The sequence below is a fragment of the Spirochaeta lutea genome, assembly GCF_000758165.1.
Taxonomy (GTDB): domain Bacteria; phylum Spirochaetota; class Spirochaetia; order DSM-27196; family Salinispiraceae; genus Spirochaeta_D; species Spirochaeta_D lutea.
The window spans coordinates 40,930-65,967 of sequence record NZ_JNUP01000023.1; the positions used below are offsets into that span (position 1 = coordinate 40,930).

23 protein-coding genes are annotated in these 25,038 nt (G+C 51.0%); 21 read left to right on the forward strand and 2 right to left on the reverse strand.

Going from position 1 to position 25,038, the window contains the following annotated elements:
* The first annotated feature begins 6 nt into the window (after positions 1-6).
* The 19 genes from fliM to DC28_RS02430 all read left to right on the forward strand — a co-directional run bounded on the left by fliM (position 7) and on the right by DC28_RS02430 (position 19,034).
* The gene (fliM, locus tag DC28_RS02340) at positions 7-1,041 is read left to right on the forward strand and encodes a flagellar motor switch protein FliM (protein WP_037545361.1); all 1,035 of its coding nucleotides are present in this window, start codon (positions 7-9) and stop codon (positions 1,039-1,041) included.
* A 42-nt stretch (positions 1,042-1,083) separates the two neighbouring features.
* The gene (gene fliN / locus DC28_RS02345; RefSeq protein ID WP_037545364.1) at positions 1,084-2,187 is read left to right on the forward strand and encodes a flagellar motor switch protein FliN; all 1,104 of its coding nucleotides are present in this window, start codon (positions 1,084-1,086) and stop codon (positions 2,185-2,187) included.
* 124 nt (positions 2,188-2,311) lie between these two features.
* The gene (fliO, locus tag DC28_RS15085; RefSeq protein WP_156104541.1) at positions 2,312-3,016 is read left to right on the forward strand and encodes a flagellar biosynthetic protein FliO; all 705 of its coding nucleotides are present in this window, start codon (positions 2,312-2,314) and stop codon (positions 3,014-3,016) included.
* A 26-nt stretch (positions 3,017-3,042) separates the two neighbouring features.
* The gene (gene fliP, locus DC28_RS02355) at positions 3,043-3,828 is read left to right on the forward strand and encodes a flagellar type III secretion system pore protein FliP (RefSeq protein WP_156104542.1); all 786 of its coding nucleotides are present in this window, start codon (positions 3,043-3,045) and stop codon (positions 3,826-3,828) included.
* Positions 3,829-3,840: 12 nt separating this feature from the next.
* Complete coding sequence (gene fliQ, locus DC28_RS02360; RefSeq protein ID WP_037545370.1) at positions 3,841-4,110, forward strand: flagellar biosynthesis protein FliQ; 270 nt, start codon at positions 3,841-3,843, stop codon at positions 4,108-4,110.
* Positions 4,111-4,122: 12 nt separating this feature from the next.
* A complete protein-coding gene (gene fliR, locus DC28_RS02365) occupies positions 4,123-4,920 on the forward strand; it encodes a flagellar biosynthetic protein FliR (protein WP_037545373.1) in 798 nt (265 codons plus the stop codon).
* On the forward strand, positions 4,917-6,098 hold the full coding sequence (gene flhB / locus DC28_RS02370; protein ID WP_238565750.1) for a flagellar biosynthesis protein FlhB: 1,182 nt from the start codon (positions 4,917-4,919) through the stop codon (positions 6,096-6,098). The genes fliR and flhB overlap by 4 nt, the downstream gene beginning before the upstream one ends.
* A complete protein-coding gene (gene flhA, locus DC28_RS02375) occupies positions 6,098-8,188 on the forward strand; it encodes a flagellar biosynthesis protein FlhA (RefSeq protein WP_037545376.1) in 2,091 nt (696 codons plus the stop codon). Before flhB ends, flhA begins: the two co-directional genes overlap by 1 nt.
* Positions 8,189-8,199: 11 nt before the next feature.
* Positions 8,200-9,405 (forward strand): flagellar biosynthesis protein FlhF, encoded by a 1,206-nt coding sequence (gene flhF / locus DC28_RS02380; RefSeq protein ID WP_052078349.1) that lies wholly within the window; start codon positions 8,200-8,202, stop codon positions 9,403-9,405.
* Between the two features lie 3 nt (positions 9,406-9,408).
* Positions 9,409-10,272: a MinD/ParA family protein gene (locus DC28_RS02385; RefSeq protein ID WP_037545382.1), complete on the forward strand. Its 864-nt coding sequence runs from the start codon at positions 9,409-9,411 to the stop codon at positions 10,270-10,272.
* Positions 10,273-10,366: 94 nt separating this feature from the next.
* Positions 10,367-11,059, forward strand: a complete 693-nt coding sequence (locus DC28_RS02390) for a hypothetical protein (protein WP_037545385.1) — start codon at positions 10,367-10,369, stop codon at positions 11,057-11,059.
* A gap of 9 nt (positions 11,060-11,068) precedes the next feature.
* Entirely contained in the window at positions 11,069-11,857 is a 789-nt protein-coding gene (gene whiG, locus DC28_RS02395) for an RNA polymerase sigma factor WhiG (protein ID WP_037545389.1), read from the forward strand.
* 44 nt (positions 11,858-11,901) lie between these two features.
* Positions 11,902-13,818, forward strand: coding sequence for a FapA family protein (locus DC28_RS02400; RefSeq protein WP_238565751.1), 1,917 nt, complete (start codon positions 11,902-11,904; stop codon positions 13,816-13,818).
* A 2-nt stretch (positions 13,819-13,820) separates the two neighbouring features.
* Positions 13,821-14,162 carry a hypothetical protein gene (locus DC28_RS02405; RefSeq protein WP_037545395.1) on the forward strand — a complete coding sequence of 114 codons (342 nt, stop codon included), beginning with the start codon at positions 13,821-13,823 and terminating at the stop codon, positions 14,160-14,162.
* A 20-nt stretch (positions 14,163-14,182) separates the two neighbouring features.
* On the forward strand, positions 14,183-14,833 hold the full coding sequence (locus DC28_RS02410) for a DUF6115 domain-containing protein (RefSeq protein ID WP_037545398.1): 651 nt from the start codon (positions 14,183-14,185) through the stop codon (positions 14,831-14,833).
* A 54-nt stretch (positions 14,834-14,887) separates the two neighbouring features.
* Complete coding sequence (locus DC28_RS02415; RefSeq protein ID WP_037545401.1) at positions 14,888-16,783, forward strand: hypothetical protein; 1,896 nt, start codon at positions 14,888-14,890, stop codon at positions 16,781-16,783.
* A 397-nt stretch (positions 16,784-17,180) separates the two neighbouring features.
* Complete coding sequence (locus tag DC28_RS02420; RefSeq protein WP_037545405.1) at positions 17,181-18,047, forward strand: ABC transporter ATP-binding protein; 867 nt, start codon at positions 17,181-17,183, stop codon at positions 18,045-18,047.
* The gene (locus DC28_RS02425) at positions 18,028-18,666 is read left to right on the forward strand and encodes an ABC-2 transporter permease (protein ID WP_037545407.1); all 639 of its coding nucleotides are present in this window, start codon (positions 18,028-18,030) and stop codon (positions 18,664-18,666) included. Before DC28_RS02420 ends, DC28_RS02425 begins: the two co-directional genes overlap by 20 nt.
* Entirely contained in the window at positions 18,663-19,034 is a 372-nt protein-coding gene (locus DC28_RS02430; RefSeq protein WP_202962948.1) for a GntR family transcriptional regulator, read from the forward strand. Before DC28_RS02425 ends, DC28_RS02430 begins: the two co-directional genes overlap by 4 nt.
* Positions 19,035-19,648: 614 nt before the next feature.
* On the opposite strand, the gene DC28_RS02435 is transcribed toward DC28_RS02430, so the two are convergent.
* Positions 19,649-21,550, reverse strand: coding sequence for a motility associated factor glycosyltransferase family protein (locus DC28_RS02435; RefSeq protein ID WP_037545409.1), 1,902 nt, complete (start codon positions 21,548-21,550; stop codon positions 19,649-19,651).
* Positions 21,547-23,478, reverse strand: a complete 1,932-nt coding sequence (locus tag DC28_RS02440) for a penicillin-binding transpeptidase domain-containing protein (RefSeq protein WP_162180177.1) — start codon at positions 23,476-23,478, stop codon at positions 21,547-21,549. The genes DC28_RS02435 and DC28_RS02440 overlap by 4 nt, the downstream gene beginning before the upstream one ends.
* Between DC28_RS02440 and DC28_RS16350 the strand changes: the two genes are divergently transcribed.
* Positions 23,429-24,727: a M23 family metallopeptidase gene (locus tag DC28_RS16350; RefSeq protein WP_238565752.1), complete on the forward strand. Its 1,299-nt coding sequence runs from the start codon at positions 23,429-23,431 to the stop codon at positions 24,725-24,727. The two genes, DC28_RS02440 and DC28_RS16350, sit on opposite strands and share 50 nt — an antisense overlap.
* Positions 24,728-24,748: 21 nt before the next feature.
* Entirely contained in the window at positions 24,749-24,880 is a 132-nt protein-coding gene (locus tag DC28_RS16825; RefSeq protein ID WP_280937943.1) for a hypothetical protein, read from the forward strand.
* Positions 24,881-25,038 lie beyond the last annotated feature (158 nt).

Here is a 25,038-nt window from a genome sequence, read left to right on the forward strand (position 1 = left end):
CCCGAGATGACTGAGGTTTTGTCCCAGGACGAAATTGACCAACTACTAACCGCGATTTCATCTGGGGATATCGATACAGAGGACGTTGCAACTCACAGTGAAAGCTCTAATCGTAAGATAAAAATTTACGATTTCAAGCGACCGGATAAGTTTTCTAAGGAACAGATCAGAACTGTGTCCATCATGCACGAAACCTTCGCCCGGTTAACCACCACCTCCCTTTCAGCCAATCTGCGGAGCCTGGTCCAGGTCCATGTTGCCAGCGTAGACCAGTTGACCTACGAGGAGTTTATCCGATCCATCCCAAACCCCACGACCCTGGCGGTAATAAATATGGATCCCCTTAAGGGGTCTGCAATCCTGGAAATTGATCCAGCCATAACCTTTTCCATCATTGACCGCCTCTTCGGTGGAAAGGGTGAGGGAACCAAGGTAACCAGGGATCTCACCGATATTGAACAGTCCGTCATGGAGGGTATCATTGTTCGGATTCTCGGTAACATGCGGGAAGCCTGGAGCCAGGTTATCGATCTTCGGCCCCGGCTGGGTCAGATAGAAACGAATCCCCAGTTCGCCCAGATCGTCCCCCCTACAGAGATGGTCGTTCTGGTAACCCTGGAGACGAAGGTCGGCGATGTGGAGGGGATGATGAATTTCTGTATCCCCTATCTTACCATCGAGCCTATAATTTCAAAGCTTTCCGCCCAATACTGGTATAGCTCGGTACGCCGCGGTACCACCACTGAAAACCTTAATACCCTTCGAGATCGCCTCTCGGCAATTGAGGTTGATGTGGTAGCAGAAATCGGGCGATTGCAGCTCACAATGCGGGATGTGTTATCCCTGAGGGTGGGGGATGTCATTCGTCTACAGAACGTGCGGATAAGCGATGCTATGTCTCTGAACGTTGGAAATAAAACAAAATTCCTATGTAAACCCGGATTGATGGGTAAAAAACTGGCCGTACAGATTATTAAACAGATTAAAGGTCCGGACGCCGATGAATTTGAGGAATTGGCAGCAGAGGTCGATGAGGTTTAACCGGATTATGCCGATGATAGAGGCAACCGAAGGAGTAAAAGAATGAGTGATGGATCCCTCTCTCAAGATGAAATTGATGCATTGTTGCAGGGTTCTACCGGAATGGATTTGGAAGAACCGAAACCTGCAGGTTCTGACGGATTAAGTGATCAACAGGTTAAGCAGTTTATCTCTATCATCCAGGGAACCGTAGATACTCAAGGCTCGAATTTTGCTATGCTACTTGGCAAATCCGTAACCATTGGAGCCCCTAAATCCGAGCAGCTTAGCAAGGCTGAGCTAGCCGGCGGTTTGGAAGATGGCGGCGTACAACTCCATCTGGATCTCGAGGACGGAGTAGACGGCAGTCATGGCTACCTGATCAGCAAGGAGACGGCCCTCGGTATAGCCGGACCCATGATGGGTCTGGATGGGGTGGATCTGGACGATGCCGCCATGAATGCCCTGCAGGAGGCGTTTTCAAACCTCTCCGGACCAGTGGTTACCGCTCTCTCGGATTCAACAGGGAAGAGTTTTATGACTCAACCTCCCGAGGGCGAGGAATTCACCGGAAGGCCAGCCGTCCGGGGACAGAAGTTCTTACGGATTGCCTACCCGCTGAGTATCGAAGGCAACGATGCAGGTACCATCTACCAGTATTTTGAGCTTCCAGCTGTCGCTTCCATGCTGGAGAAGGGAAAGTCTGGGGGATCCTCTTCCAATGATCCCCTGAGTCAAGCCATGAATATGCAGAATCAAAGTATGCCCGATATGTCCGGCCTTGAAGGATGGGGCATGTCAGGGGGAGGCGCCCAGGGAGGCGGTCAGGCCATGCAGGGTAACGGCGCCTCGGTTCAGTCCGTGCAATTTCCGAGCTTCAACCAAGGTGCCCAGGGCCAAGGTGAGCAGGGTAACATCGGTCTACTCATGGATGTCTACATGGAGATGACCGTAGAATTAGGACGAACCAAGCGCCTGATTAAAGACATCCTTGGAATGGGTGAAGGGACAATCATTGAATTAGACAAGCTTGCCGGTGAGCCAGTGGACATTTTGGTCAATCATAAGCTCATTGCCCGAGGAGAAGTAGTAGTAATTGATGAAAATTTCGGTGTTCGTGTCACTGAGATCATTTCTACTATGGAAAGAATTAATAATATGACGTAGAATAGTGTAAAGATACTGGAACAAGGGTGACTGCAGATCACCCCCGGTAAAAGGGAGGGGAACACTGAAACGCTACGCCATTGTTGCGTTGGCGCTTGCCTGGGGTTTGGGAGCCCTGGGTGCTGTGTTCGGACAACAGACATCGGAATCTACAGGCTCAACCCTTGGGGAAGGAGCTGGTGCTGTACAGTCGAACCAGGCGCAGAACAACGCTGTTACGGATCCCAATTCCAATCAGAATGAAATCTCAATCTCAAACACGAGAGGTGCCTCCGGGTCAGGGAACTATGTACCCACTGATGAGGAGAGTCTGGCCTTCCCCGGGGAGGATGCCGAGGATGTGCAGCCCGGAGAGGATGAAGACTCCTCGGCATACCAGGCAATTGGATTAAGCGATGTCATCAGGATGGTCCTGGTCCTGGTTCTGGTCATCTTGGTTATCTACGGTTTGTATTACCTGCTCAAGCGCCTCAACAAGCCTCAGAAATCCGAATCAGGTATGATTGCCCTTCGAGAACAGACCTCCCTGGGTGGATCTCGAAATCTATATCTGGTGGAGGTCGGGAACCAGATTTTCCTGTTGGGGGCAAGTGATTCGTCCTTCCAACTCTTAACCGAAATCACCGATGACGAAACCAAGCAAGAAATAATTCTCAATTCCCAAAAAAACCAGGCAGACCAGGGGCGCAGTTTTTCCGCCTTGCTCTCCCGGTGGCTGCCCGGTGGAGCCGCCCAAACCCCGGATGGGGAGGTGAAACCCCCGCACCAAGACCAGAAACAAGGATACGATTTTTTACAAAACCAACGCGAGAGGTTAAAAAAATGGTAGGTCCAAAACGCTTTATACTTATTGCGATGGGACTCTTCCTGCCCCTTATACCTACCCTCGGTCAGACCATTGATGATACCGGTTTGAGTGCTGTTTCGCCTGAGTTGATCTTGCAGGGAGGGGAGGAATTGCCTCTTCCTTTCTTCGACCTATCCGTCAGGCAGCCCCAGGGGAACCAGGAGGTGGCCCTGGCAGTCCAGCTCCTCCTAGTGTTGGCTGTGTTATCCCTTGCTCCGTCCATTATTATTCTGACTACCAGTTTTCTACGCATCGCTATCGTCTTTGATTTTATCAAACGGGCTATCGGGCTTCAGCAGGTTCCTCCGACTCAGGTGCTCATGGGGGTCGCTCTCTTTCTAACCATATTTATCATGTGGCCCACCTTTAGTGCAGTCTATGAAAATGCCTACCAGCCGATGGCGAATGAGGAGATCGGCATAGAAGAGGCGTATACCCGGCTTGAAGGGGAATTTAGGGTATTTATGTACCGCCAGATGCGCAACAGTCCGGATTCCATCCGGTTGTTTATGCGCCTCTCGGATCTGCCTCGACCGGAAAACCTGAGCCAGGTTCCCACCCATGTACTTATACCGGCCTTTGTCTTAAATGAGATGACCGTGGCCTTTAAAATCGGAATTTTACTTTTCATCCCCTTTATCATCATCGACATGGTGGTTTCCAGCACCCTCATGTCCATGGGAATGATCATGCTTCCACCGGTCATGATAAGTATGCCTTTTAAGTTGATTCTGTTTGTTCTCGTGGACGGTTGGACGCTGTTAACCCAGCAGCTCGTGGCAAGCTTTGGATAGGAGGAAGATCTAATGGACATGGGTACGGCAGTTACAATTCTACGCGGCGGCATATTTCAGATCCTGATTCTCTCAGCACCGATGCTGCTTATCGGGATGGCCGTGGGGCTGATCATTTCAATCTTTCAGGCCACCACCTCTATTCAGGAGCAAACCCTTACCTTCGTACCCAAAATTGCCGCCATTCTCATCGTGCTTATGTTTTTCGGACCTTGGATGATCGGAACGCTCATGAACTATACCGTGGCATTATTCAGTCAGATACCAGGTATGGTACGGTAAAAGAGGATAGGAATGAATTGGAATGAGATTCTAGAACAAGCACCTCAGTTCTTTCTCATTTTCGCACGTATCTTTGCCTTACTCTCCGTCGCCCCTCTGGTGTCATCCTCCGGGATACCCGGTTTGGTGCGATCCGCTCTGGCCCTGATGACCAGCTTTGTTGTCTTCCCTGTGGTGACAGCCAGCAGCCAGGTTATAGTAACCGGGATCAGTCTGCTCTGGATTGCCCTTCTCATCGGAGAAATTCTGATCGGACTAATCTACGGCTTCCTAATCCAACTGGTCTATTCCGCCTTTCAAACGGCGGGGCAATTTTTCTCCATGCAGATGGGGTTCGGTGCGTCCCAGGTTTTCGATCCCCTGGCCCAGGTTGAGGTTCCCCTTATGGGCCAATTCTTTAACCTCGCTGCGATGTTCATCTTTCTCACCACCCAGGGGATGCAGAAGCTGTTCATCGGGGGAATCCAGTACAGCTTCCGTACCATCCGCGCCCAAGACTTTCTGCTGATACGCGAGGGCTTAATGTCTGCCCTGGTAGGAAGTGTGGGAAAGTTATTCCAGCAGGCCCTAGTTCTGTCTTTCCCAATCCTGGGTACCCTCTTTTTGGTGAGCCTTACCATGGGGCTGCTGGCCAAGGCTGCTCCCCAGATGAACCTCCTCATGCTTGGATTCCCCATTGCTATCTTTGTTGCCTTCATGGTGATTTTCATAGTCCTACCCCCCCTCATGGATACCTTTGGCAGTTTAATCGAGGACGCCTTTCGAACCGCGAGCTTCCTGCTCCGGATCCCATCGGAGGTCACGCCATGATGGTGAGCTTATCGGCAAGACCCTGCCCTGCAAACGGTATTCGACCCCGGATTTCCCTTGAGATTCTGAATGAAGACTTTTTCCGTGCCATGGATTATCAGTGGTTCGCCGCTGAAGATGAGGGCCGGACCGAAGACCCTACGGAGCATAAGAAAAAGAAGGCCCGTGAAGAGGGAAAGGTTGCGAAAAGCCCGGATGTTACCAGTGCTATTATTCTGATATTTGCCATAATAACCTTTTCGGTGGCCGGTCAGTATTTTGTAAACACTATGGGAGAGATGGTCAGGTACTATCTCCGATTGGCAACCGAGGTGGATGTGGTAACCGACCGGGTACTGGATCGAGCGTTTATCTCGTTTTTTATCCGGTTAGTAGCGCCCATCGCCCTCGTATGCTTCGTAGCAGCCTTGGCGGGCAACCTGATGCAGGTTGGGTTTTTATTCACTACCAAACCCCTTAAGCCTGACTTTAAACGGATCGCTCCGAATTTCGTTAATTTTTTCAAGCGGGCCCTGCTATCCACCGAAGCGCTTTATAATCTCTTTAAATCCATTGGGAAGATTATCATCATTGCAACCATTGCGATTTTGAACATTCAAGGCAGCTTCAATAAGCTTCTGCAGCTCATGAAAGTCAGTTTTATGCAGAGCTTTCAGCTTATCGCCCAGATTGCCTTTTCGATGGTGCTGCAAACCGCCATCGTCCTTCTGGTATTATCCCTATTCGATTACCTTTTTCAGCGCAAACAGCACCTGGATTCCCTCAAAATGACAAAGCAGGAGATCAAGGAAGAACGGAAAACCTATGAGGGTGATCCCCTAGTAAAGAGCCGGCTTCGTCAGCGGATGCGGGAAATCCTTTCCCAGAACATGATGCAGCAAATACCCAATGCTGATGTGGTCATTACAAACCCGACCCATTACGCCATTGCTCTGGAGTATAAGATGGACTCCATGCAGGCTCCCATGGTTACGGCGAAGGGAGTGGATACCATTGCCCAGCGTATCAAGCAACTTGCCTTTGAGCATGATGTTCCGGTTATAGAAAACAGACCCCTGGCGAGGGCCCTCCATGCCGAGGTTGACCTGGGCGATGTCATCCCCGAGCGCTACTACGAGGCTGTGGTCGCTGTCTTCAAGGAAATTTACCGAATGAACAAAAAGAAGGAGGCTGTATAGTGAGTGATATACCGTCAATGCTCGGATCTGCCTTCTTAAAGGACCGTAGCGATGCCCTGGTAGCTGTGGGAGTGGTGGTTGTGGTCATGATGCTTATCATCCCATTACCCACCGTACTATTGGACTTGTTTCAGTCGTTTAACCTCATAATCACCCTGTTGATCCTATTAATTGTGCTCTACACCCAGCGGGCTATGGACTTTTCGATTTTTCCGACCATTTTGTTGGTGTCCACGGTCTTTTCCCTTGCATTGAATGTTTCCAGTACGCGTCTCATTCTTGCCCAGGGCAGTGACTTCGGCGGACAGCTAGTACGTGCCTTCGGGAACTTCGTTGTTGGTACCGAGGGTACCCAGGGGCTCGTGATCGGAATTATCATTTATATTATTGTCGTGGCTGTACAGTTCCTGGTTATTACCAAGGGCGCTACCAGGGTTGCCGAGGTTGCAGCACGATTTACCCTGGATGCCCTCCCGGGAAAACAGATGGCCATAGACCAGGAGTATTCTTCCGGTCTGATAACCGAGGCCGAGGCTCAAAAACGTAAAAGCGATCTGCAAAAAGAGGTAGACTTCTACGGTGCAATGGACGGAGCAAGCAAGTTCGTTCAGGGGAACGTTACCGTTGGAATCCTCATAACCGTCATAAACATCGTCGGCGGAATGATTGTCGGCATGACACTCCACGGTGAAACCCTGGACGTTGCGGTCAATACCTATATCTCCCTAACCATCGGCGACGGCTTGATTTCCCAGTTTCCGGCCCTCCTGGTATCTACTGCGACGGGTCTCATTGTTACTCGTTCTATCTCAGACGGTACATTCGGAAGTGATGTGACCCAACAGTTCAGTAGACAGGGCAGGGTGTATTGGATTGCCGCCATTTTTCTCCTCGTTCTTTCCTTCCTGCCGGGCTTCCCCTGGTACGTACTGCTTCCCATGTCAATTGCATCTGGATTCCTTGCCTACCGGCTCAACCGAAGAGAGGTACGGAGAGAGGCTGAGGGGGTTATGGGTAAAAAATCGGAAGAAGAGCAGGCTGCCGCCGATCAAAGCAATGAAATCTCCCCTGTTGCCCCTCTGGATCCGATCAGCCTGGAGCTTGGGTACGGCCTGGTACCCCTGGTTGACAAGGATCAGGGTGCCGAACTTCTTGAACGGATAACAAAAATCCGCCGGGAGTCTGCCCTGGACCTGGGGCTCGTGGTTCCCCGAATTCGGATAATTGACAACATGCGGTTAGACCCCGCGGAGTACTGTCTTAAAATACGAGGTGTCGAGGTAGGCCGGGGGATGCTGCGGATGGGCATGTACTTATCCATTAATCCCGGAGGTGTAACCGAAGAAATCCCCGGTGAAAAAACCAGGGATCCGGCCTTCGGCTTACCAGCCCTGTGGATATCCGAGGACCAGCGTGATCGGGCGGAGCGTTCTGGATACACCGTGGTCGATCCGCCCTCCATTATCGCCACCCATCTAACTGAACTCATTAAGCGGCATGCCTCGGAAATTCTTGGAAGGCAGGAGGTGAAGGCAATCCTGGACACCTTGAAAAAGGATTATTCGGCTGTGGTAGAAGAAATCCAGGGGGTACTAGGTATAGGCGAAGTGCAGAAGGTGCTTCAAGGGTTATTGAGAGAACAGGTGAGTATTCGGAACATGGTGGCGATCTTGGAAACCCTGGCCGATTATGGCAAACTTACGAAAGATTTATCATTTCTCATTGAGAAAACCCGGCAGGCTCTGGCTCGGCAAATCACCATGCAATACGTGGATGAACAAAAGACCCTCCACGTGATTACCCTGGAACCGAGCCTAGAGCAGTCCATCATAGATTCGCGGTTAGAAACGGCGGGAGGAGTTGTATCCGGGTTACCTCCGGATGAACAGAGAAGGTGGATTAACGGGGTGTTGAACACCGTCAGAAGTGTCCAGGAGCAGGGGTATTACCCCATCATTCTATGCCAAGAAGCAGCACGGCCCCTGGTCAAGGAAAGCACGAAGCGGGATTTACCGGATTTGATTGTACTTTCAGTACCGGAAATCATTGATGAAATTAGAGTAGAAGGCATTGCAGAGATACAACTATGAGAAGTGGAGTAATGGGTAGCAAAAACGAATTTTTTATCGAGCAGGGATCAACCTACCGAGAGGCGGTTGACCGGGTTCAAAGCAGATACGGAAGCCGCGCGAAAATAGTAACCACCCGACAGGCGAAAACCGGGGGGTTCCTGGGTATGTTCCAAAAGGATGTTGTAGAAATTCAAGGCTATATTGCAAATGAACCGATTACAAAACGGCCGAACCCGGATCTGGAAGAGGAGAAGCGCAGGATTCTAGAAGCTGCGAAACGGGATAACCAACAATCCATGGAGGAGCTCCTCAAAGAGTTTCGTGAATTGAAGCAATCCCTGGCGCGTTCTCCCGGGGAATCCCAGTCCCAGACTTCTACCCAGGTTGAACATCCTTCCATCGGTAAAATTCGCGAGCTTCTAATGGCAAATGAGTTCAGTCCAACCTTTACCAGGGAAATCACCACAAGAATGCGCCGGGATCTCAGTGTGGAAACCCTAGATCAGTTTGAGAGCCTGCAAACAACCATAGCCCTCTGGATTGGGGAGATGGTTTCAGTCCATACCCCCCGGCAGCCGGAACGGCCGAATATCTTCGTTTTGGTCGGACCGACTGGGGTGGGCAAAACCACGACCATTGCAAAACTAGCCGCCATGTACCGTTTGGGAATACACACCCGAGGAAAAAGCCAGGACGTTCGGATTCTTACCATAGATAACTATCGTATCGGCGCCCGTCAGCAGATAGAGACCTACGGGGAGATCATGGAAATTCCCGTCTCAGCTGTGGAATCTCCCGGAGATCTCCGGAAGTACTTGGACATATACCATGATGCAGACATAATATTCATTGACACCATTGGAAAAAGCCCGAAGGATTATGAGACACTGGGGAAGATGCGGAGCCTGCTTCAGGGGATCGGTACCACTGCCGAGGTCCATCTGGCCATGAGCGCCACCACGAAATACTCCGATATGCTGGAAATATCCCAGCAGTTTGAACCCTTTGGGTACCAATCTGTTATTATCACAAAAATGGATGAAACAAACCGGGTAGGTAGTATAATATCCGCACTCTGGGAAAAGCATAAAACGGTGAGTTATGTTACCACCGGTCAAAATGTACCCCACGATATTCAGGGGGCCCATGTATTGCGGCTACTGCTCAGTCTCGACGGTTTTAAACTGGACCGGACTGTACTGGAAGATTCATTCGGCATACTAGAAACGGAGTAACATATGGCAGATCAGGCAGAAGCGTTGCGGGAGATAATGAGGCAAAATCCCCAGGTCGGTAAATCGCGAACACGTATTATTACCATCGCCAGTGGAAAGGGCGGTGTGGGGAAAACCAACCTCTCCACCAACCTTGCTCTCGCCTATGCTAAGCTGGGCAAGAAGGTCATCCTCATGGATGCTGACCTCGGGTTGGCGAATGTGAACGTCGTTTTGGGCATCATCCCAAAATACAATCTCTACCACCTCATCCGGAAGCAGAAAACCATGAAGGAAATAATTATGGATACAAACTATGGGATCCAAATTGTTGCCGGGGCGAGCGGGTTTTCTAAAATTGCGAATCTTTCCGAGGATGAACGGCAAAACTTCATAAAGGAGCTCACCGAATTATCTTCTGCGGATGTCATTATCATAGATACCTCAGCAGGGGTCTCTAACAACGTGCTCTCCTTCATCGCTGCTGCAGATGAGGCAATAATCGTAACCACTCCGGAACCAACTGCCATAACCGACGCCTACGGAATTATAAAAATCATTGCAACAGAAGTAGAGAGCATGAGTCTTGGACTGAAGCTCATAGTAAACCGGGTAAAATCCGTCACCGAGGGCAAGAAGGTTGCGGAACGGGTTATTAATATAGCCAGTCAGTTTTTAAACCTCCGGGTCGATTACCTTGGCTACGTGTACGATGATCCCGTGGTGCAGCAATCGGTCCTTAAACAGAAACCCTTTACTGTCGTTGACCCTAAAGGAAAGGCCAGCGCCTGCGTACACCAGATAGTTTCTCGGCTTGAGAAGGTCGAGTATAAGGAAGGCGGCGGAATCGGGCAATTTTTAAAGCGCCTCTTTGGAGCTCAGGGCTGAACCCTGGAAAAGAAATCGTTTTTGGAATGGGAGACCAGAACCCCAGACTTTGGCTGGTCTATTCGCCGGTAAACAGTTACAATGGAATGGAGAGATGAAAGGATACCTAAAAACTGGGACAGTAGTAGCCGCCGCATTTTTTGTTATAGCCTTCATCCTCGGGCTGCTTTCCGGAAACGGTTTCGGTGTTATACTTCTGCGGGCTCTACTCTCAGCTGCAGTAGCCGGCGGTGCCGCCGGGGGCGTACATTTGTTATTAGCCCATTTTGTGCCTGAATTATTCGCGGAGGGTGATTCTAATGACAGGATCTCGGATATTGGTTCGGACCTCGTTCAGGGGGCTCCCAATCCCGGTCCTGGCAGTAATGTAAACATCGTCATCGATGATGAGCAGGATTCCGAAGAGTTCGATACCCAGGGTGCGGAATCCACCCCACAAAAGCCTCGCCATCAGGCTTCGGAATTAGAGGAGATGGTTGAAGAGGTTGCTGAGGACTCTGATACGGTTACAGAGATTGCTGATGAAGCTCCCGAAGAATCCGGTTTTGATGAGGAGGCCTTCTACAGCGGTGTAGATAGTCTGCCAGATATATCCGGATTCGAAGATAGCTTCAGTAAGAGTGTCGGACTTTCATCGGAGGAAGAAGACAGTGGTTCCGGGGATGTAGAAGATTCCGTTTCTGGTGGTTCACCATCCCAGGGTTCGTCTTCTTCGAGTCAGCATGGCGATATGGATCCCGTTATGATTGCCCGGGCTATTCAAACTGCACTAAAGAAAGAAAAGTAAGGAACCGGTATGGCTGAACAGCTCATGACAGAAAAAGAGGAACAGGACCTCTGGCGTGACTATAAAAAACGACGCGATCCGGCTATTCGGGATGCTCTCGTGCGGCTGTATGCCCCGTTGGTAAAATACGTAGCCGGTAAGGTCGCAGTAGGTATGCCCCAGAACGTGGAGTTTGATGATCTTGTGGGATACGGTGTATTCGGCCTGTTCGACGCTATTGAGAAGTTTGATCCAGAAAAACATGTAAAGTTTAAAACCTATGCGGTTACTCGGATACGGGGTGCTATTTTTGATGAGTTACGTTCCATTGACTGGGTGCCCCGGTCCGTTCGCCAAAAAAGCAGGGAGGTTGAAGATGCAATCCGGCGGTTGGAATCCTCCCTGGGACGAGCGGCAACCGATGAAGAGATAGCCAAAGAACTTGGTATGTCCTCCAAGGAGTTTGAAAAGACTATGATGAAGGTATCGGGAACCTCCATCATGAGTCTGAACGATGTGTGGTACACAGGCGATGATAACGATAAGGTTTCCATCGCAGACAGCATAGAAAGCCCCCACTCGATGAATCCCGATACAATAGTCGAAAAAGATGAAATTCGTAGAGTCATCGTGCAGAGTATCAAAGAACTGCCTGATAAGGAAAAAAAGGTACTAGTTCTATACTACTACGAGGATCTCACTCTTAAAGAAATTGGGAAGGTTCTTGAGGTAACTGAATCGAGAGTTAGTCAGCTCCACACCAAGGCCATTGCACGGTTAAAAGCAAAGCTGACGAATATCCGCAAGGGGATTATGTAGGACCGGGGAGGATCATGGTTTCTTTCAACGAAATACAGCAATACATGAAAAATCGCTTGGAAGAAGACAGGGGCCAACGATATGTGAATGTTTCCGGAGAATCCCTTGCCGATGCCTTGCAGCAGGCCTCCATCGAGTTGAGTCTCCCGGTAAAGGCTATTGAGTATGAAATCTTGGATGGGGGGAGCAAAGGATTCATGGGGGTAGGGAAAAAACCCACCCTTATCCTAGCCTATCCAGGAGCAAAGGCTGCTGCTGAGGCGGAAGCAGCAGATTTTGAAGACTTTACCTTCGATAAACAACAACAAGAATCCAGGGATGGTCAGTTCTTCCTTCGACGGGATGAAACTGGTGTACTTCTCAAGGTAATACCACCCCAGAACGGCGGTATAAAGGTTAACGAAAAGCATGTACTCGAAGCCATCCTGGAGCGCCACCACGGCGATTTTGACCGAAGCCTCGTTTCTAAAATCTGTAAGCGTGCCGAGGGCGACTTCATCAAGATTGCCGAGATAGACCGGGATCCAACGAACGATGCACTTCTCAATTTTGAGCTTGCAGAGATGGAAATGAAAGCCTTTATAACCATCCGACAACCAGGTCCCGGTGGGGTGGATCCCGATGCAGAACGAATTACCGGGTTTCTCCGGGCAAATAATATCGTTTTCGGATACCTCGATGAGGCCATCCAGTCGCTGGTGGATAATCCGGTGTACAACCAGCAGATCCTGGTGGCAGAGGGACAATCCCCGGTGAATGGTGAGGATGGAAAGATCATCTATAATTTTGAAAAAGAAACCGATAAAATCCGGCTCAGAGAAATAGACGGCAAGGTAGATTACAAGGAACTGAATAAAATAAACAACGTTGTTGAGGGACAGGTTCTCGCAAAGGTGATTGCACCCAAACGTGGGGTTCCAGGCCATACCGTTACCGGAAAGCTGCTCCCGGCTCGGGATGGTAAGGCCGTGACCCTGGAGGTCGGCAATAATGTGAGGCTCAGTGATGATAAAACCCAAGCCATAGCCTCAGCTAACGGCCAGGTACTGCTTCTCAGCGGAAAAATCAGCGTTGAACCCATCTATGTGGTCAACGGGAATGTTGACCTAAAGAGCGGGAATATTCTGTTCCTCGGTTCGGTGGTTGTGAAAGGGAATGTCGAAGATGGATTTGCTGTAAAGGCGGCGGGTAACATCGAGATTCTCGGGAGTGTCGGTAAATGTGAGCTCGACGCTGAAGGCGACATTGTGGTTCGTCAGGGAATAAATGGAAAATCCGCAGGCTTGGTGCGATCCGGAGGCTCCATCTGGTCGAAATTTTTGGAGAACTCCGAGGTTGAGTCCGGCGGGTATGTTGTTGTGAGTGACGGAATAATCAATTCCCAGATAACCTCGGATAAAAAAGTGATCTGTCGAGGAAAGCGGGCAAGTATCGTAGGCGGACATATTCGTGCCACCGAGGAGATAACAGCAAAAACCCTTGGGTCTGTAGCAGGAATGGAAACAGTCTTGGAGGTAGGGTATGACCCGAAAAGCAAAGCCCATCTCGAAGAACTACAGGAGCGGAGAAGCGAGGCTGAAAAGGCCCTGGAAGAGGTCCGGTTGAATCTTGCGACTCTGGAAAAAACCCTTAAACTGAAAAAGGAGCTACCCAAGGATAAACAGCGTTTTTACGATAACCTCCAAGAACAGGTCGGTGATCTTGAGCAGGAAATCATGGAGGTTTCCGAAGAAATTCAAACCACCGAGCGCCATCTCGCTCAACTCAAAAGCAGCGGAAGGGTCTCCGCCAGCGCCCGGGTCTTTCCCGGGGTCAAGGTTATAATCAAAGAAGCACCCCTTGAGGTACGCAATGAATTCCGTGCAGTCACCTTCGTGGCGGAGTCCGGAATGGTTAAGGTGACAAAATATGTGGAAAGCGATGATCAGGTTGAGTTGAACGCCATTACCGGTGGAGAGTAAGCATGTCCCTGCGGCCCATTGATTTACAGAACCTTTTCCTCCGGTTGAATCAGATCAGCAAGCAGCAAGCCGCAGCCCAGGAAGCAGCTGCCCACGCCCAGAGCGTTGAAGGTCAGGAACTTGAGGAATCGGCCAAGGCCAAACAAAAACGGGTCAGTAAACCAGACGAGATTCAGGAAGGCCCCGAACAATCTCACTTCGACGAAGAGTCCCCGGAAGAAAGCGGTCGGAGAAGGGGGACCGGTAGTAAAAACCGGAAGAAGGGTAAAGACTCATCCGATGAATCAGACGACTCCTTGTTCAAAGATCCTGATCTTGGAACCCATATTGATATATCCACCTAGATAGTGGTAAAGGTGCAGACATGGACTTTTTATTATTGTTGCTTCTAAATATTGCGACCATGGCGGTGCTTTATCTCATATTACGGCATAGGATACGCAAGGAATTTAACAGTACCAAATTCATTGATGACATGGAGCGTGAGGTAGGTGCCATCGTCACCGAAATGAATCAAACCACCGAACGGAACATTCAGCTTATCGAGCATAAATTGTCATCTTTACGGGAAGTATCAAAGCATGCAGAAGCATTATTGGTTCGTGGACGGGAAGAATTAGACCATCAAACCACCAAACTAGAGCGTTACCGAAACCTTGGGCGCAAGCACTCGGTTGTTCCCGCCACCCCAGCGGAGAACTCTGATTCCAGGGGCCCCATCCATCAAGGACAGCATCATCCGCAGCAGCGAACCACCCCAGGCTCAGGTAGTTCCTTGCCTGCGGAGATGGTTCAGGAACATTCACAGGTTCTTAAACAATCCGGCCCTTCCACCCAGCGGTCCAAGTCCGATGATAACAATCCACCCGGTGCTCAAAACCCAGAATCCAGGGAAGCCCGGAAGGCTCAGGTATTAACCCTGTATCACCAAGGCCAGGATCCCCAGCATATTGCTGAAACCACTGGATTCACCCTTGGAGAGATTGAGTTGATTATCGCCCTGATGCGGCGATAGCCCGATGAGGGGTGGATTGTTGGGATACGGTTCGAACAGGGAAAAAAGACAACCATGGAATTAAAAGAGCGGTTTATACAGGATATTTCGGGATTATTCTCCCAGCTGCGGCATCTATTGGACCATCAACAATTTGGTTCAGTAGATACGGTGCTGTTGCAGCAAAGTCACGCGTTAAAATCCCTGGCCCTTCAGGTTGGGGAACCCGGGCTTGCCAAACACATTCATACCTTGGAGGGGTTGCTACAAGGAATAATGAAGGGCATTGAGTCTCCGAGCTCCCAGGAAGTAGATCTGATTAACCGCCTTGAGCGGCAGTTCCTCATCGCGGCGGATCAGGTGGATCAGTTACGAAACGACCCATCCATGGGTTCCGGAAATGAATCATTACCAGGGGCGATTTCTTCTCCAGGGGGTGCAGGCATCCCTGGTGGGGATTATCAGGGCTGTACCTTGAACGATCCCATTCTCCGGACCCTTGTATCCCGCTTGGAGACTAACCTGGAGGGCATTTTCCGATTGATATCCCGGGGATATACCTGCTACACAGCCCTGTATTACCTATCTGCCGGCTCATCATCACCGAGATTTCAGCAGCTCAAAATCACCCTGGAACAACAATACCCCGTAGCACATACCAGCTTTCTGGCCCAGGAACGGTTCGCAGGGGTTGTGTTCTCTAGTCCCGTTGATCCCACCGAGGATTTAGGCGAGATTGTTGTCCCGGGAATATTTCTGGTAGAGATTCGGGCCATGAGCTACCAAGACTTGCTGCGGCACCGCCTCGGCATTGCTTTGGATCTACCCCTGAATACCGAACGGGAGGATCCTGGTGCCTTAGTGAAGCGGCTTTATTCTTTGGTACTGAACCAAAGCCGGTCATTGGGGAAGACGGTGCATCCACGAATTGTTGGCGAGTTGAACCTGGAAACCCATATCGCGGATACCGTGGAAGCAATACTCGGGCAGCTTGTATCCAATGCGCTGGAACATGGAATCGAATCCCTTGAAACCCGCCTTGCCCGGGGTAAGGATCCCGAGGGGCAGCTGACGGTGATCTTCCAACGCTTCATTCAAGAACACGTCATAATCCTGGAGGATGATGGCGGGGGTGATTCTACTGGTGACAGCCCGAAGAATCTACTCCAGGACTCTGATGGGGCCCCTGACACGCCGGTGGTGGGAGATGGTGAAAACACCGCTAGTTCCTTGACGGCAACCGGGGATCCTCCTAAGACCTCAGCAGGAAGGGCAACAATTCCCCAAGAGCCTCTATCCGGCCACAGTCTTGGCAAGGGAACGGTACAGTGGCAGGTTCAGACCCTTCTGCAGGGCAGCTACTCCTACACCAGCGAACCCCGTCGCGGTACCCGAATACGCATCGGAATTCCCCGCGCCCTGGGCAGTCTCCATGTCTTTCTCATTCGAGTAAAGGATCAGGCCCTGGCATTACCCATGGCCAGGGTCCTGGAACCCTTACACCGCCTAGGCTTAGCCAGACCACGCCGCATCTCAGCCCAATGGTTTGGTCTGTGGGAGCACCGACTCTTTCAGATTCTTGAATGTGAAAAGATTCTTGGGGATTCAATTGCCACCGGTCAAAGTCGGTTCCCCGCCATCCCCGGATCGGCCGGCCTACCCAGAGATCTGGACTTAGCTGAGAGTCCTCGGAGTCCACAATCCACTGGACAAACCTCCAAAGGCTATTATCCCGATTCAGCCGGATGTCGGCTCATGGTGCGTCCCGTACCGGAGCTTCAGGAGGAATCCATGGATCAGCCAAGCCTGCTTCTTTCCTGGGGAGCCGAATCGGCACGTATTCTACTCATTGATGAATTCCTTGGCTTAGAGGTCCTGGCGGCTGGTCCCCGGTATCACCAGACCGGTTCTGTCTACAGTCAACATACCCGTTCGTGGATTCCGGTAATTGCTGGATTCCTAAATTCCTGATTCCTAATTCTAATTCCAAAAGCGAGTTCTAGTGCCTAGGTACCGTGCGGTATAATTGGATACCTCAAACAGCTAGATCGCGCGCAGAAGGTTGTACACTACACCGGATATAGGGGAGCAATCAATGATTCCACCCATGGGCGGTGTCGCCGGGGTGCAAAGTTACAACCTTTTGCGCACTATAAAACCTTTACGCTCGAGGAACAGACTACTGTCATTACCGTTGGTGGGCATGTTAATCAGTCAATGACTGTCTCAAGTATTGTTTTTAGCCCTTGTACGAGCACTAGGTTTTTAGGTGTGCCTGATAGGCAACCCTGGCAATAAAAATTCTGTTGACACCCGGTGCAAAACTGTGCATATTGAATATACACAATATTACATCGGGGAGATTGAAATGGCTATACTACATGTAGAGGGGCTTCACAAGCGGTACCCGGCATTTCACCTAAAGGATGTGTCGTTTACCCTGGAACCTGGATACATTATGGGATTCATCGGGGCCAACGGCGCAGGTAAAACCACCACACTGAAGTCCATTGTGAATCTGGTTAAGAAGGACAGTGGTAGGGTTTCCATACTGGGAAAAGACTTCGCCAAGAACGAAATTGAGCTTAAGCAGGAGCTCGGGTACATGTTTGGCGGTGTTGATTACTATGCCAAGACAAAAATTAAAACCATCACCGACGTGGTGCGTCGTTTCTACGTCAACTGGGATGAGCGGCTCTACCGGGAGTACATGAACCGGTTTTCTCTTGACGAGAGCAAGAAGGTATCAGAACTAAGCAGCGGAATGCGTATCAAATATTCCCTGACCCTGGCTCTATCACATCATGCCAAACTGCTTCTCCTGGATGAGCCCACCAGTGGCCTTGATCCTGTGGCCCGGGACAATCTCCTGGAATTATTCCAAGAGCTCATCGAAGACGGGGAGCGCAGTATTCTCTTCTCCACCCACATTACCAGCGACTTAGAGAAATGTGCCGACTACATCACTTATATTGAAAACGGTCGGATTATAGAGAGCCGGACAAAAGATGATCTCATCGCCTCCTACCGTCTGGTGAAGGGCACCCAGGCTCATCTCCAGGGGTTGGTCCCAGGTCTGATCGCCTATAAGAGTAACGCCTTTGGGTTTACCGGCCTTATCCATACCGCCGATCTAGGCAACCACACCGACCTAGCCGTGGAGGCCCCATCCCTTGAGGACATCATGATTTACTACGCGAAAAAGGAGGCAGAACATGTTACATCTGCTGTATAAAGAATTCCGCCTTTCCATTCATCCCCTCTTTTTCCTCATCCTTCTCTGCGGTACCTTGCTGCTGATACCTCAATGGGTATTTTTTGTGGCCATGATGTACCTATTGTTTATCGCCGTGCCGAACATCTTTATCACCGGGAAGGCTCAGAACGATCTGGTTTTTTCGGTAATGTTGCCAGTGCGTAAGCGGGACGTGGTAAAATCACGCATCCTATCCATAGCCATACTTCAGATCCTGCAAATTCTTGTTGCGGTCCCATTCGCGATCCTCAATATCAAACTCTACCAGGCAGAGAATTTTTTGCTGGATCCCAATTTTTCATTTTTTGGGTTTGTATTCGCCATGTATGCCGTTCACAATGTGGTTTTCTTTCCACTCTTCTACAAAACCGGGTATAAGATCGGAATCCCCTCCATGGCAGGCATTGCTGCTGCCGTTCTTTTTGCCACCACTGTGGAGTTTGCGATACTATTTGTACCGGCCTTAAAGGTTCTGGATGGATTCGGACATCTTGCACCACAGCTCTGGCTCCTATCGGCGGGGATTTTGTTCTTTGTGATCATCAATATGGTGGCGTACCGGATCTCTGCTCGGCGGTTTACGAACATTGATCTATGATTGATCTTGTCATCTCCGGCGCCTCGGATAAGCCCATATACCAACAGATAGTTGACCAGTTGAGCGGACAGATTGTCCGGGGGGAGCTTGAGCCGGGAACCATGTTACCACCCATCCGCACTGTGGCAAAGGAGTTGCGAATCAGTGTAATCACCATTAAAAAGGCTTGGGAGGAGCTCGAACACCTGGGGTTCATCTATACCATGGTAGGGCGGGGTTGCTTCGTGGCAAACCTATCAACCAGAGAGATCAAAGACAAGCGAAGTATTCTCATGGAAGAAAAGATCGCAAAGGATATTACCTACTACAAATCTCTTGGGGTTACATTGGATGAGATCATTGAAGCAATTAGAAAGGGTTATGGTTAGGCCTCAATTCAAGCCCCCAGGTTAAGCATCGGGTATTCAATTCTTAGTGCGCATAGGATTGTAAGCTACACTAGATGTAGTGACGCAACCAGGATTTCTACCCTTGGATGGTGCCGCCGGGGTGAAGAGTCAAAACTTTTGCACACTAACTATCCAATTGGGCATAGAATTGGCTTTAAAACCGGCTGCATGGAAATTAAGTGCTTACAGGATAATGATTTGGGCATAAAAAAACGGTATGCCTGGACGTCTGGGTGCATACCGTTAGGGAGAGGGGCAACCCTCCCATACTAATAAGGATCGGGCGGGAAGGGCCGAAACTTTAACAGAAATCCTAGGAAGTTCTTCTGATTTGCGTCCATACAAAGGTTTTCCAAAATCGCTACACAATTTTGGAAAACGGGGCGGCGGGCAAGCCCGCCAGCTGTCCTCGGTTGCTTCGCAACTTCGGACAACTGGCTGGTATCAACAATGTCTCGGTCAAGCCTGCGGCTTACCAAAGCCACTACGGATACCCGCCGCCCCGGTGTATACAAGACGGGCCCCGAAGGCTGCACAATCGTGTTAAACCCTGAGGGGATTCTCGGGATGTTGCCATGAGGAATGCGGAACCGTTAGGGTGTTTGGTTTCGGCTTTTTTCTATGATACTCAGCAGCCACTGGGCGGCATCGTGTAAGCCTTCATACAGGTCCCGGCTGCGTTCCAGGGATTCACGGAATGTCCGAGCAGGGGGCTGATTGACCGTGGACTCCAAAATTTCCTGCATAAGCATTCCCACAACCCTGGTATGGGAAAGGGACGTGATGGCCTGATCCGCTTCTTCCAGGCTGGCTAAGACCTCCTGGGTTCTCGGATCGTGTTCCGGGGTCGAACTCCCTGAATCCCCCTGAAGCAGGGGAATAAGGGCTGCTATTGCCCGGCGCGTTAGGGCCATTAACCCTTCTGCATTAACATAAATATCCGCCATGATAGCCCTAGGGATATCCGACGCGGTTGATGAATCAAAGAGAGCGCCGTCCTTCCGTTGAGGAGATGCATGGCTGTGCAGATAGGCTTTAATCTCCTGCATCCTCTCATCAATACTCGAACGAATGATCGGGTACTCTAGGAGCTCAGGGACTGTTCTCGAGGGAAATTTACCGATGAATCTGCCTCGGGAACCGAGACGCATCACCTCGAAACCGGGTTTGTTTTGCATCTCAGAAATACGGTTTTCAAACCAGCCAGCATAGATATCCATGCGCTTGTCTGAAAGTAGGGGGCGGCCCGCATGGTCAGAAACCAGACCAGGTGCTCCGCCCAGTAAAAAACCATAGGATTGGGTTTCGGTGGGGTTCAATCGGGTTCCCCCCTGGACCATGAGCTCCTCGCTCAGGCTGCCGAGAATGTGGGTTTGCATGTTTGGAAAGCCGAGATCCAACCCCAGGAGGGTAATGGATGAACAGCCAAGATGCCTGCAGAGATCCCATGCAGTGGTTGCCACACTTCCGCCGGCCCCAAGTTGCGTAAAACCCTCCAGCTTCTGTTCAAAACTCGAGCCAAGGGGTAATAAACTTCCGGTCAAAACCAGGTGTTTACAGCTCCGTAGAGCCCGGGGATGGCTGGATATCTCGCTGATAACCAGGGTTCGATCCAGGCTGGAATAATCCAGGTGCCGGGTATTCCAATACTGGGGATCCACCACAATCACGATATCCGGTGTCACCCCGGCACGCTCCAGGGCTGGCAGGGCGGTATCTACCGCCACGATGAGAAACCGTACGGAAAGTTCTGCTAACCGGGGCAGAAACTCCTCCAGGGTAGGCCCGGCGGCTACCAGCAGGCTAGGGATCCCCGAGAACCGCTGTTGTAATGATTCAACCCGTCCGGCGCGTCCATAGAGGGGGAGGTTCAGCATGGTGTTCCTCACCCACAACCGCGCAAACCGCTTAATGGTGGCGGAATTAACCTGTCTCCGAGAGCTGATGCGTTCTAGGGTTCCAAGGACGGCAGCCCTCCAGGACTCGCCGTAGAAGAAGAACCCGGAGGTCTCAAAATGGGTTATAACCCGGTGGGTGTAATCGGATAGAACGGTCTGTACGAGGTCGGATAGCTGTTGCTGTGAAATATCCGGGGCGATCAGATGAAAGCTGATATTTTCCAGGGGAACCTCTAGTATCTCAGCCAAGGCGGCCCGGTGGGTCCCCAAGGCGAGGAGGTATGGGTGGTAGGGGCAGAGGATGATCAGGGGGTTTTCCGGGTAGGTTCTCCGCAGTTGAATCACCTCATACCCGATGCCAATGCCCAAGCAGAGTATCGGCGCATCCGGTGGAACCGGCCCCAGGGCCTGAACGCGTCGAGCGGTTTCTCCCCATGGATCCCGCCGGCTATGCAGCCAACGTCCTCGAACCTTGAGGCTCAGGCCGCCATCCCGGGTAGGCAAGAATTGATAATCATCAGCCTGGGGCTCCCTGGTACGTGCAGGAAGGTTTTCCACGGCAGTCTCTACTAGTTGCAGCAGGGTAGGGCTATTCACGACTCAGGGCTCCCAGCGTCCTGCTCACCCGGGGAAGGGACCGATCCGTCTGCCGGGGCGAGGAAATCCCCAGGATCGGAAGAGAGCCAGAGGGTGAGCCCCTCCACAGAATCCAGGGCCGTCCCGGGGCTGGGATCCTGAGACAAGACCCATCCGTGGCCGTTAATGGTCACGGGTATGGTATCTTGGTTTAGCAGGGGCATGAGGGTCTTCAGGCTTATACCGTGATAATCAGGAATGGTTTCTTCGAGAACTGGCAACTGCGGTTCGATTATCTGCAGGCTGGGTTTCTGGGTGATTCGAACGTCCCCGGTTCGATGAATTCCGAAATAGGGAATGAGAAATTCTGCCGCCTGGCGCACCAAAGGGGCTGCAATTCTGCCGCCGTAGGTTTCTCCCTTTGGATAATCAATCACAATGTATACAATGAGCTGGGGATCCTCGGTGGGAAACAATGCGAGACTGGATGCCAAGAACCGTTCATTGGAGTATCGGCCGGTTTCCGGATCCACCACCTCAGCCGTTCCGGTTTTTATTGAAATGTCGATCCCTTCGATCCGAGCTCTGCGGCCGGTTCCGGTGTCATCCGTGGCGGTGTTCATGTACTCCAACATGGACTGGGTACTGGATGAACTCAAAACCCGGCGGATAGGATTACGGGTTGTTTTCCGAACTACCGCCCCGTCAGGGCTGACAACCTGGGATACGATCCGAGGGGTTACGATAATCCCCTGATTTGCGAAGGCAGTCGCTGCTTGAAACATCTGGAGAGCCGTTACCCCCAGTTCCTGACCTATGGCCATGGTAGGTTTCGATCGGATCGACCATTGGGTTGGACTGCGGAGGATTCCGGTATGTTCGCCGTTCAGGGGAATTCCCGTGGGCTGGCCGAAACCGAATTGCCGGAGGAGATAGTAAAAATCATCCTTGGAGATGGTATCGCTGGCATATGCAGCGCCGACATTCGAGCTGTATTGAATGATCCCCTGGGGTGAAATCGTTCCATAGTTGCTCAAATCGGTAATGGGCCGGTCCAGCCCTGGGGGTTGGTAACCTCCGGCGGTATGGAATCGGGTCCGGTCATCTATTCCGCCCAGGTGCATGATTCCTGAAATAGAGAAAATCTTGAAGACTGATCCGGGCTCGAAGCTGTTTTGAATTATTCGGTTTCTCCGTTGCTCCGGGGTGGATTGGGAGAGCTGATTCAGATTAAAGGTCGGTCTTGTGGCCCAGGCATAAATTTCACCGGTCTTCCCTGAGCCTACGAGGATTGAGACGGATTCAGCCCCATGTTCTTCATAGGCTTGTTGGGCAATTTGTTCCATTTCAAATTGAATTTCGGTATCCAGGGTAAGGAAGACCTGGTTCCCGAAGCCGGGAGAGGGTTGCTCCGGACTGAGTTCGTCGTTCATGGTCAGCTCGATGCCCTCGAGACCCTGGTTATCATATCCGGTAAATCCTATTACGTGGGCTGCCAGGGATTCTTCCGGGTACATCCGGCGATACCCCTCTTCTAGAGAGAGGCCCCGGAGTTCCCCCTGTTGCACCAGTAATGCAATTGCTTCCGCTTGATCATGGCTGAGGGATCGGGATAGTACCACATAGCCATCGCTGGACTGAAGCCGCTGGAGCAACTCCTCCTCAGGCACCCCGAGAATATTTCCTAAAAGTCCGGCGGTGTTTTCCAGGGATGCAACACTAGGAATCCAAGCGCTGAGAATCGGCTGGTCGGTTTGAATTGCGAGGATTCTGCCGTTTCTGTCAAGAATAGGTCCTCGTTCGATCCGGGTAGTACCCCCGGAATCTTGACGTACCGGTCCTGTCCCACCGAGCATAATCTGGCCGTAGCGAATGAGAATAGAAACTGCTAGGATACCCGTGAGTACAAAAACGATGGTGTACCGTAGGGTATGTCGGGGTCGACTCATAACTAAAGAAAAATACCATGAAATTGCTCTTAAAAACAGTCCCTTTATGGACGATAGGGTTACCATGACCACTCTCATAAAAGAGCAACGTATTGCACCCCGTAAAAAACAGGGGCGCCGTAAATCCCCTCGCCGAACCGCGGTGCCGGAACTGGTTTCTGAAGATTTCCGCGGCCTGCGGGCCCGGGCGGAGAGGATTTTAATGGATGCCCCCGGGGTCCCTGCCCTGCAATCCCAGCATACTAGCCGAAGAAATGCCCTGCCTTTCTGGCTGCAGCTTCAGAACCGCGTCACCCCCGGGCAGACCATTCCTCTCATTGCAGCGTTGTACTTTTCCCTCATTGTCTTTATGGTCCTTTCAACAAACACTACCTGGGAAACCTGGTTTTCTCCACGCCCCGAGGTCATCGAATTGGGATCAGGGGTCATTTCCGAACAGGTGCTCAAACGCTATTCAGCATTTGTCGGCGACCAGAACCTTCCCGGTGTGAGCACCGACTCAGTGGATGCGAGTCAATTCCTTGCGTTAAAGGTAGGGGAGTACCGTATTCAACCGGGTGATACCCTCTCAGAAATTGCCTTGAAATTCGGTCTGAACATGGACACCCTCATAAGTTTTAATCAAATTGGCGATGTACGTCGCATGCAGATTGGAAAAACCCTGAGAATACCCAACCGCGACGGCCTTTCCTATACCGTTCGTACCGGAGATTCCCTCTCATCCATCGCTACGGCTAAGGGTACAACCGTAAACGCCCTCCTGGATGCAAATGATCTCAAGGATGCCACTATAGTCCCGGGAATGAATTTGTTTATCCCCAATGTACGAATGGATGAGGTGGATTTAAAACTTGCTCTGGGTGAATTGTTTATCCTGCCGACCCGAGGATACTATTCATCACCCTTCGGCTACCGGGCAGATCCCTTCACCGGTCAACGGCGCTTCCATAACGGTCTTGATATTGCCAATGACCAAGGAACACCGGTTTGGGCATCCATTGCTGGACGGGTGGTGCATATTGAGAGCCAGGTGGGCAACTACGGCAAGTTCATAATTATTCAGCATCCCAGGGGGTTTAAAACCCTCTATGCCCATCTAGACTCCTTCAGCGTTAAGGTAGGGCAGTATATTTCTCAAGGCCAAGTCATCGGGCGGATGGGAAACACCGGGAGGTCCACAGGATCCCATCTTCATTTTTCCGTATTCAAAGATAACATCCCGGTAGACCCCATGGGGTATCTTCACTAAAATGGCCCGCAGGAGGGGATCATGCGTAAGCTCGTGGTGATGGTTGTTCTGATCTTTGCAGTTATCACGTTAATCAATGTGTATTCATCAAATCCCGGCAATGAATTTGTCCCGGCTGAGGCGCCTTCGCTTCAGGTCTCGCCGGGACAGTAACCGTAGTGTGGCAAAAGGTTGTACCGTTTGGCCTTCGCACCACTGTCCCTGGGTTAGTGTCTGGAATGCGTCGCTAAGCCTGGTGTAGTTTACAGCCTTTTGCGCACCAATAACGTAAACGGTACGTAAGTATGTAAGGGCTTATAGTTCTCTAGGGG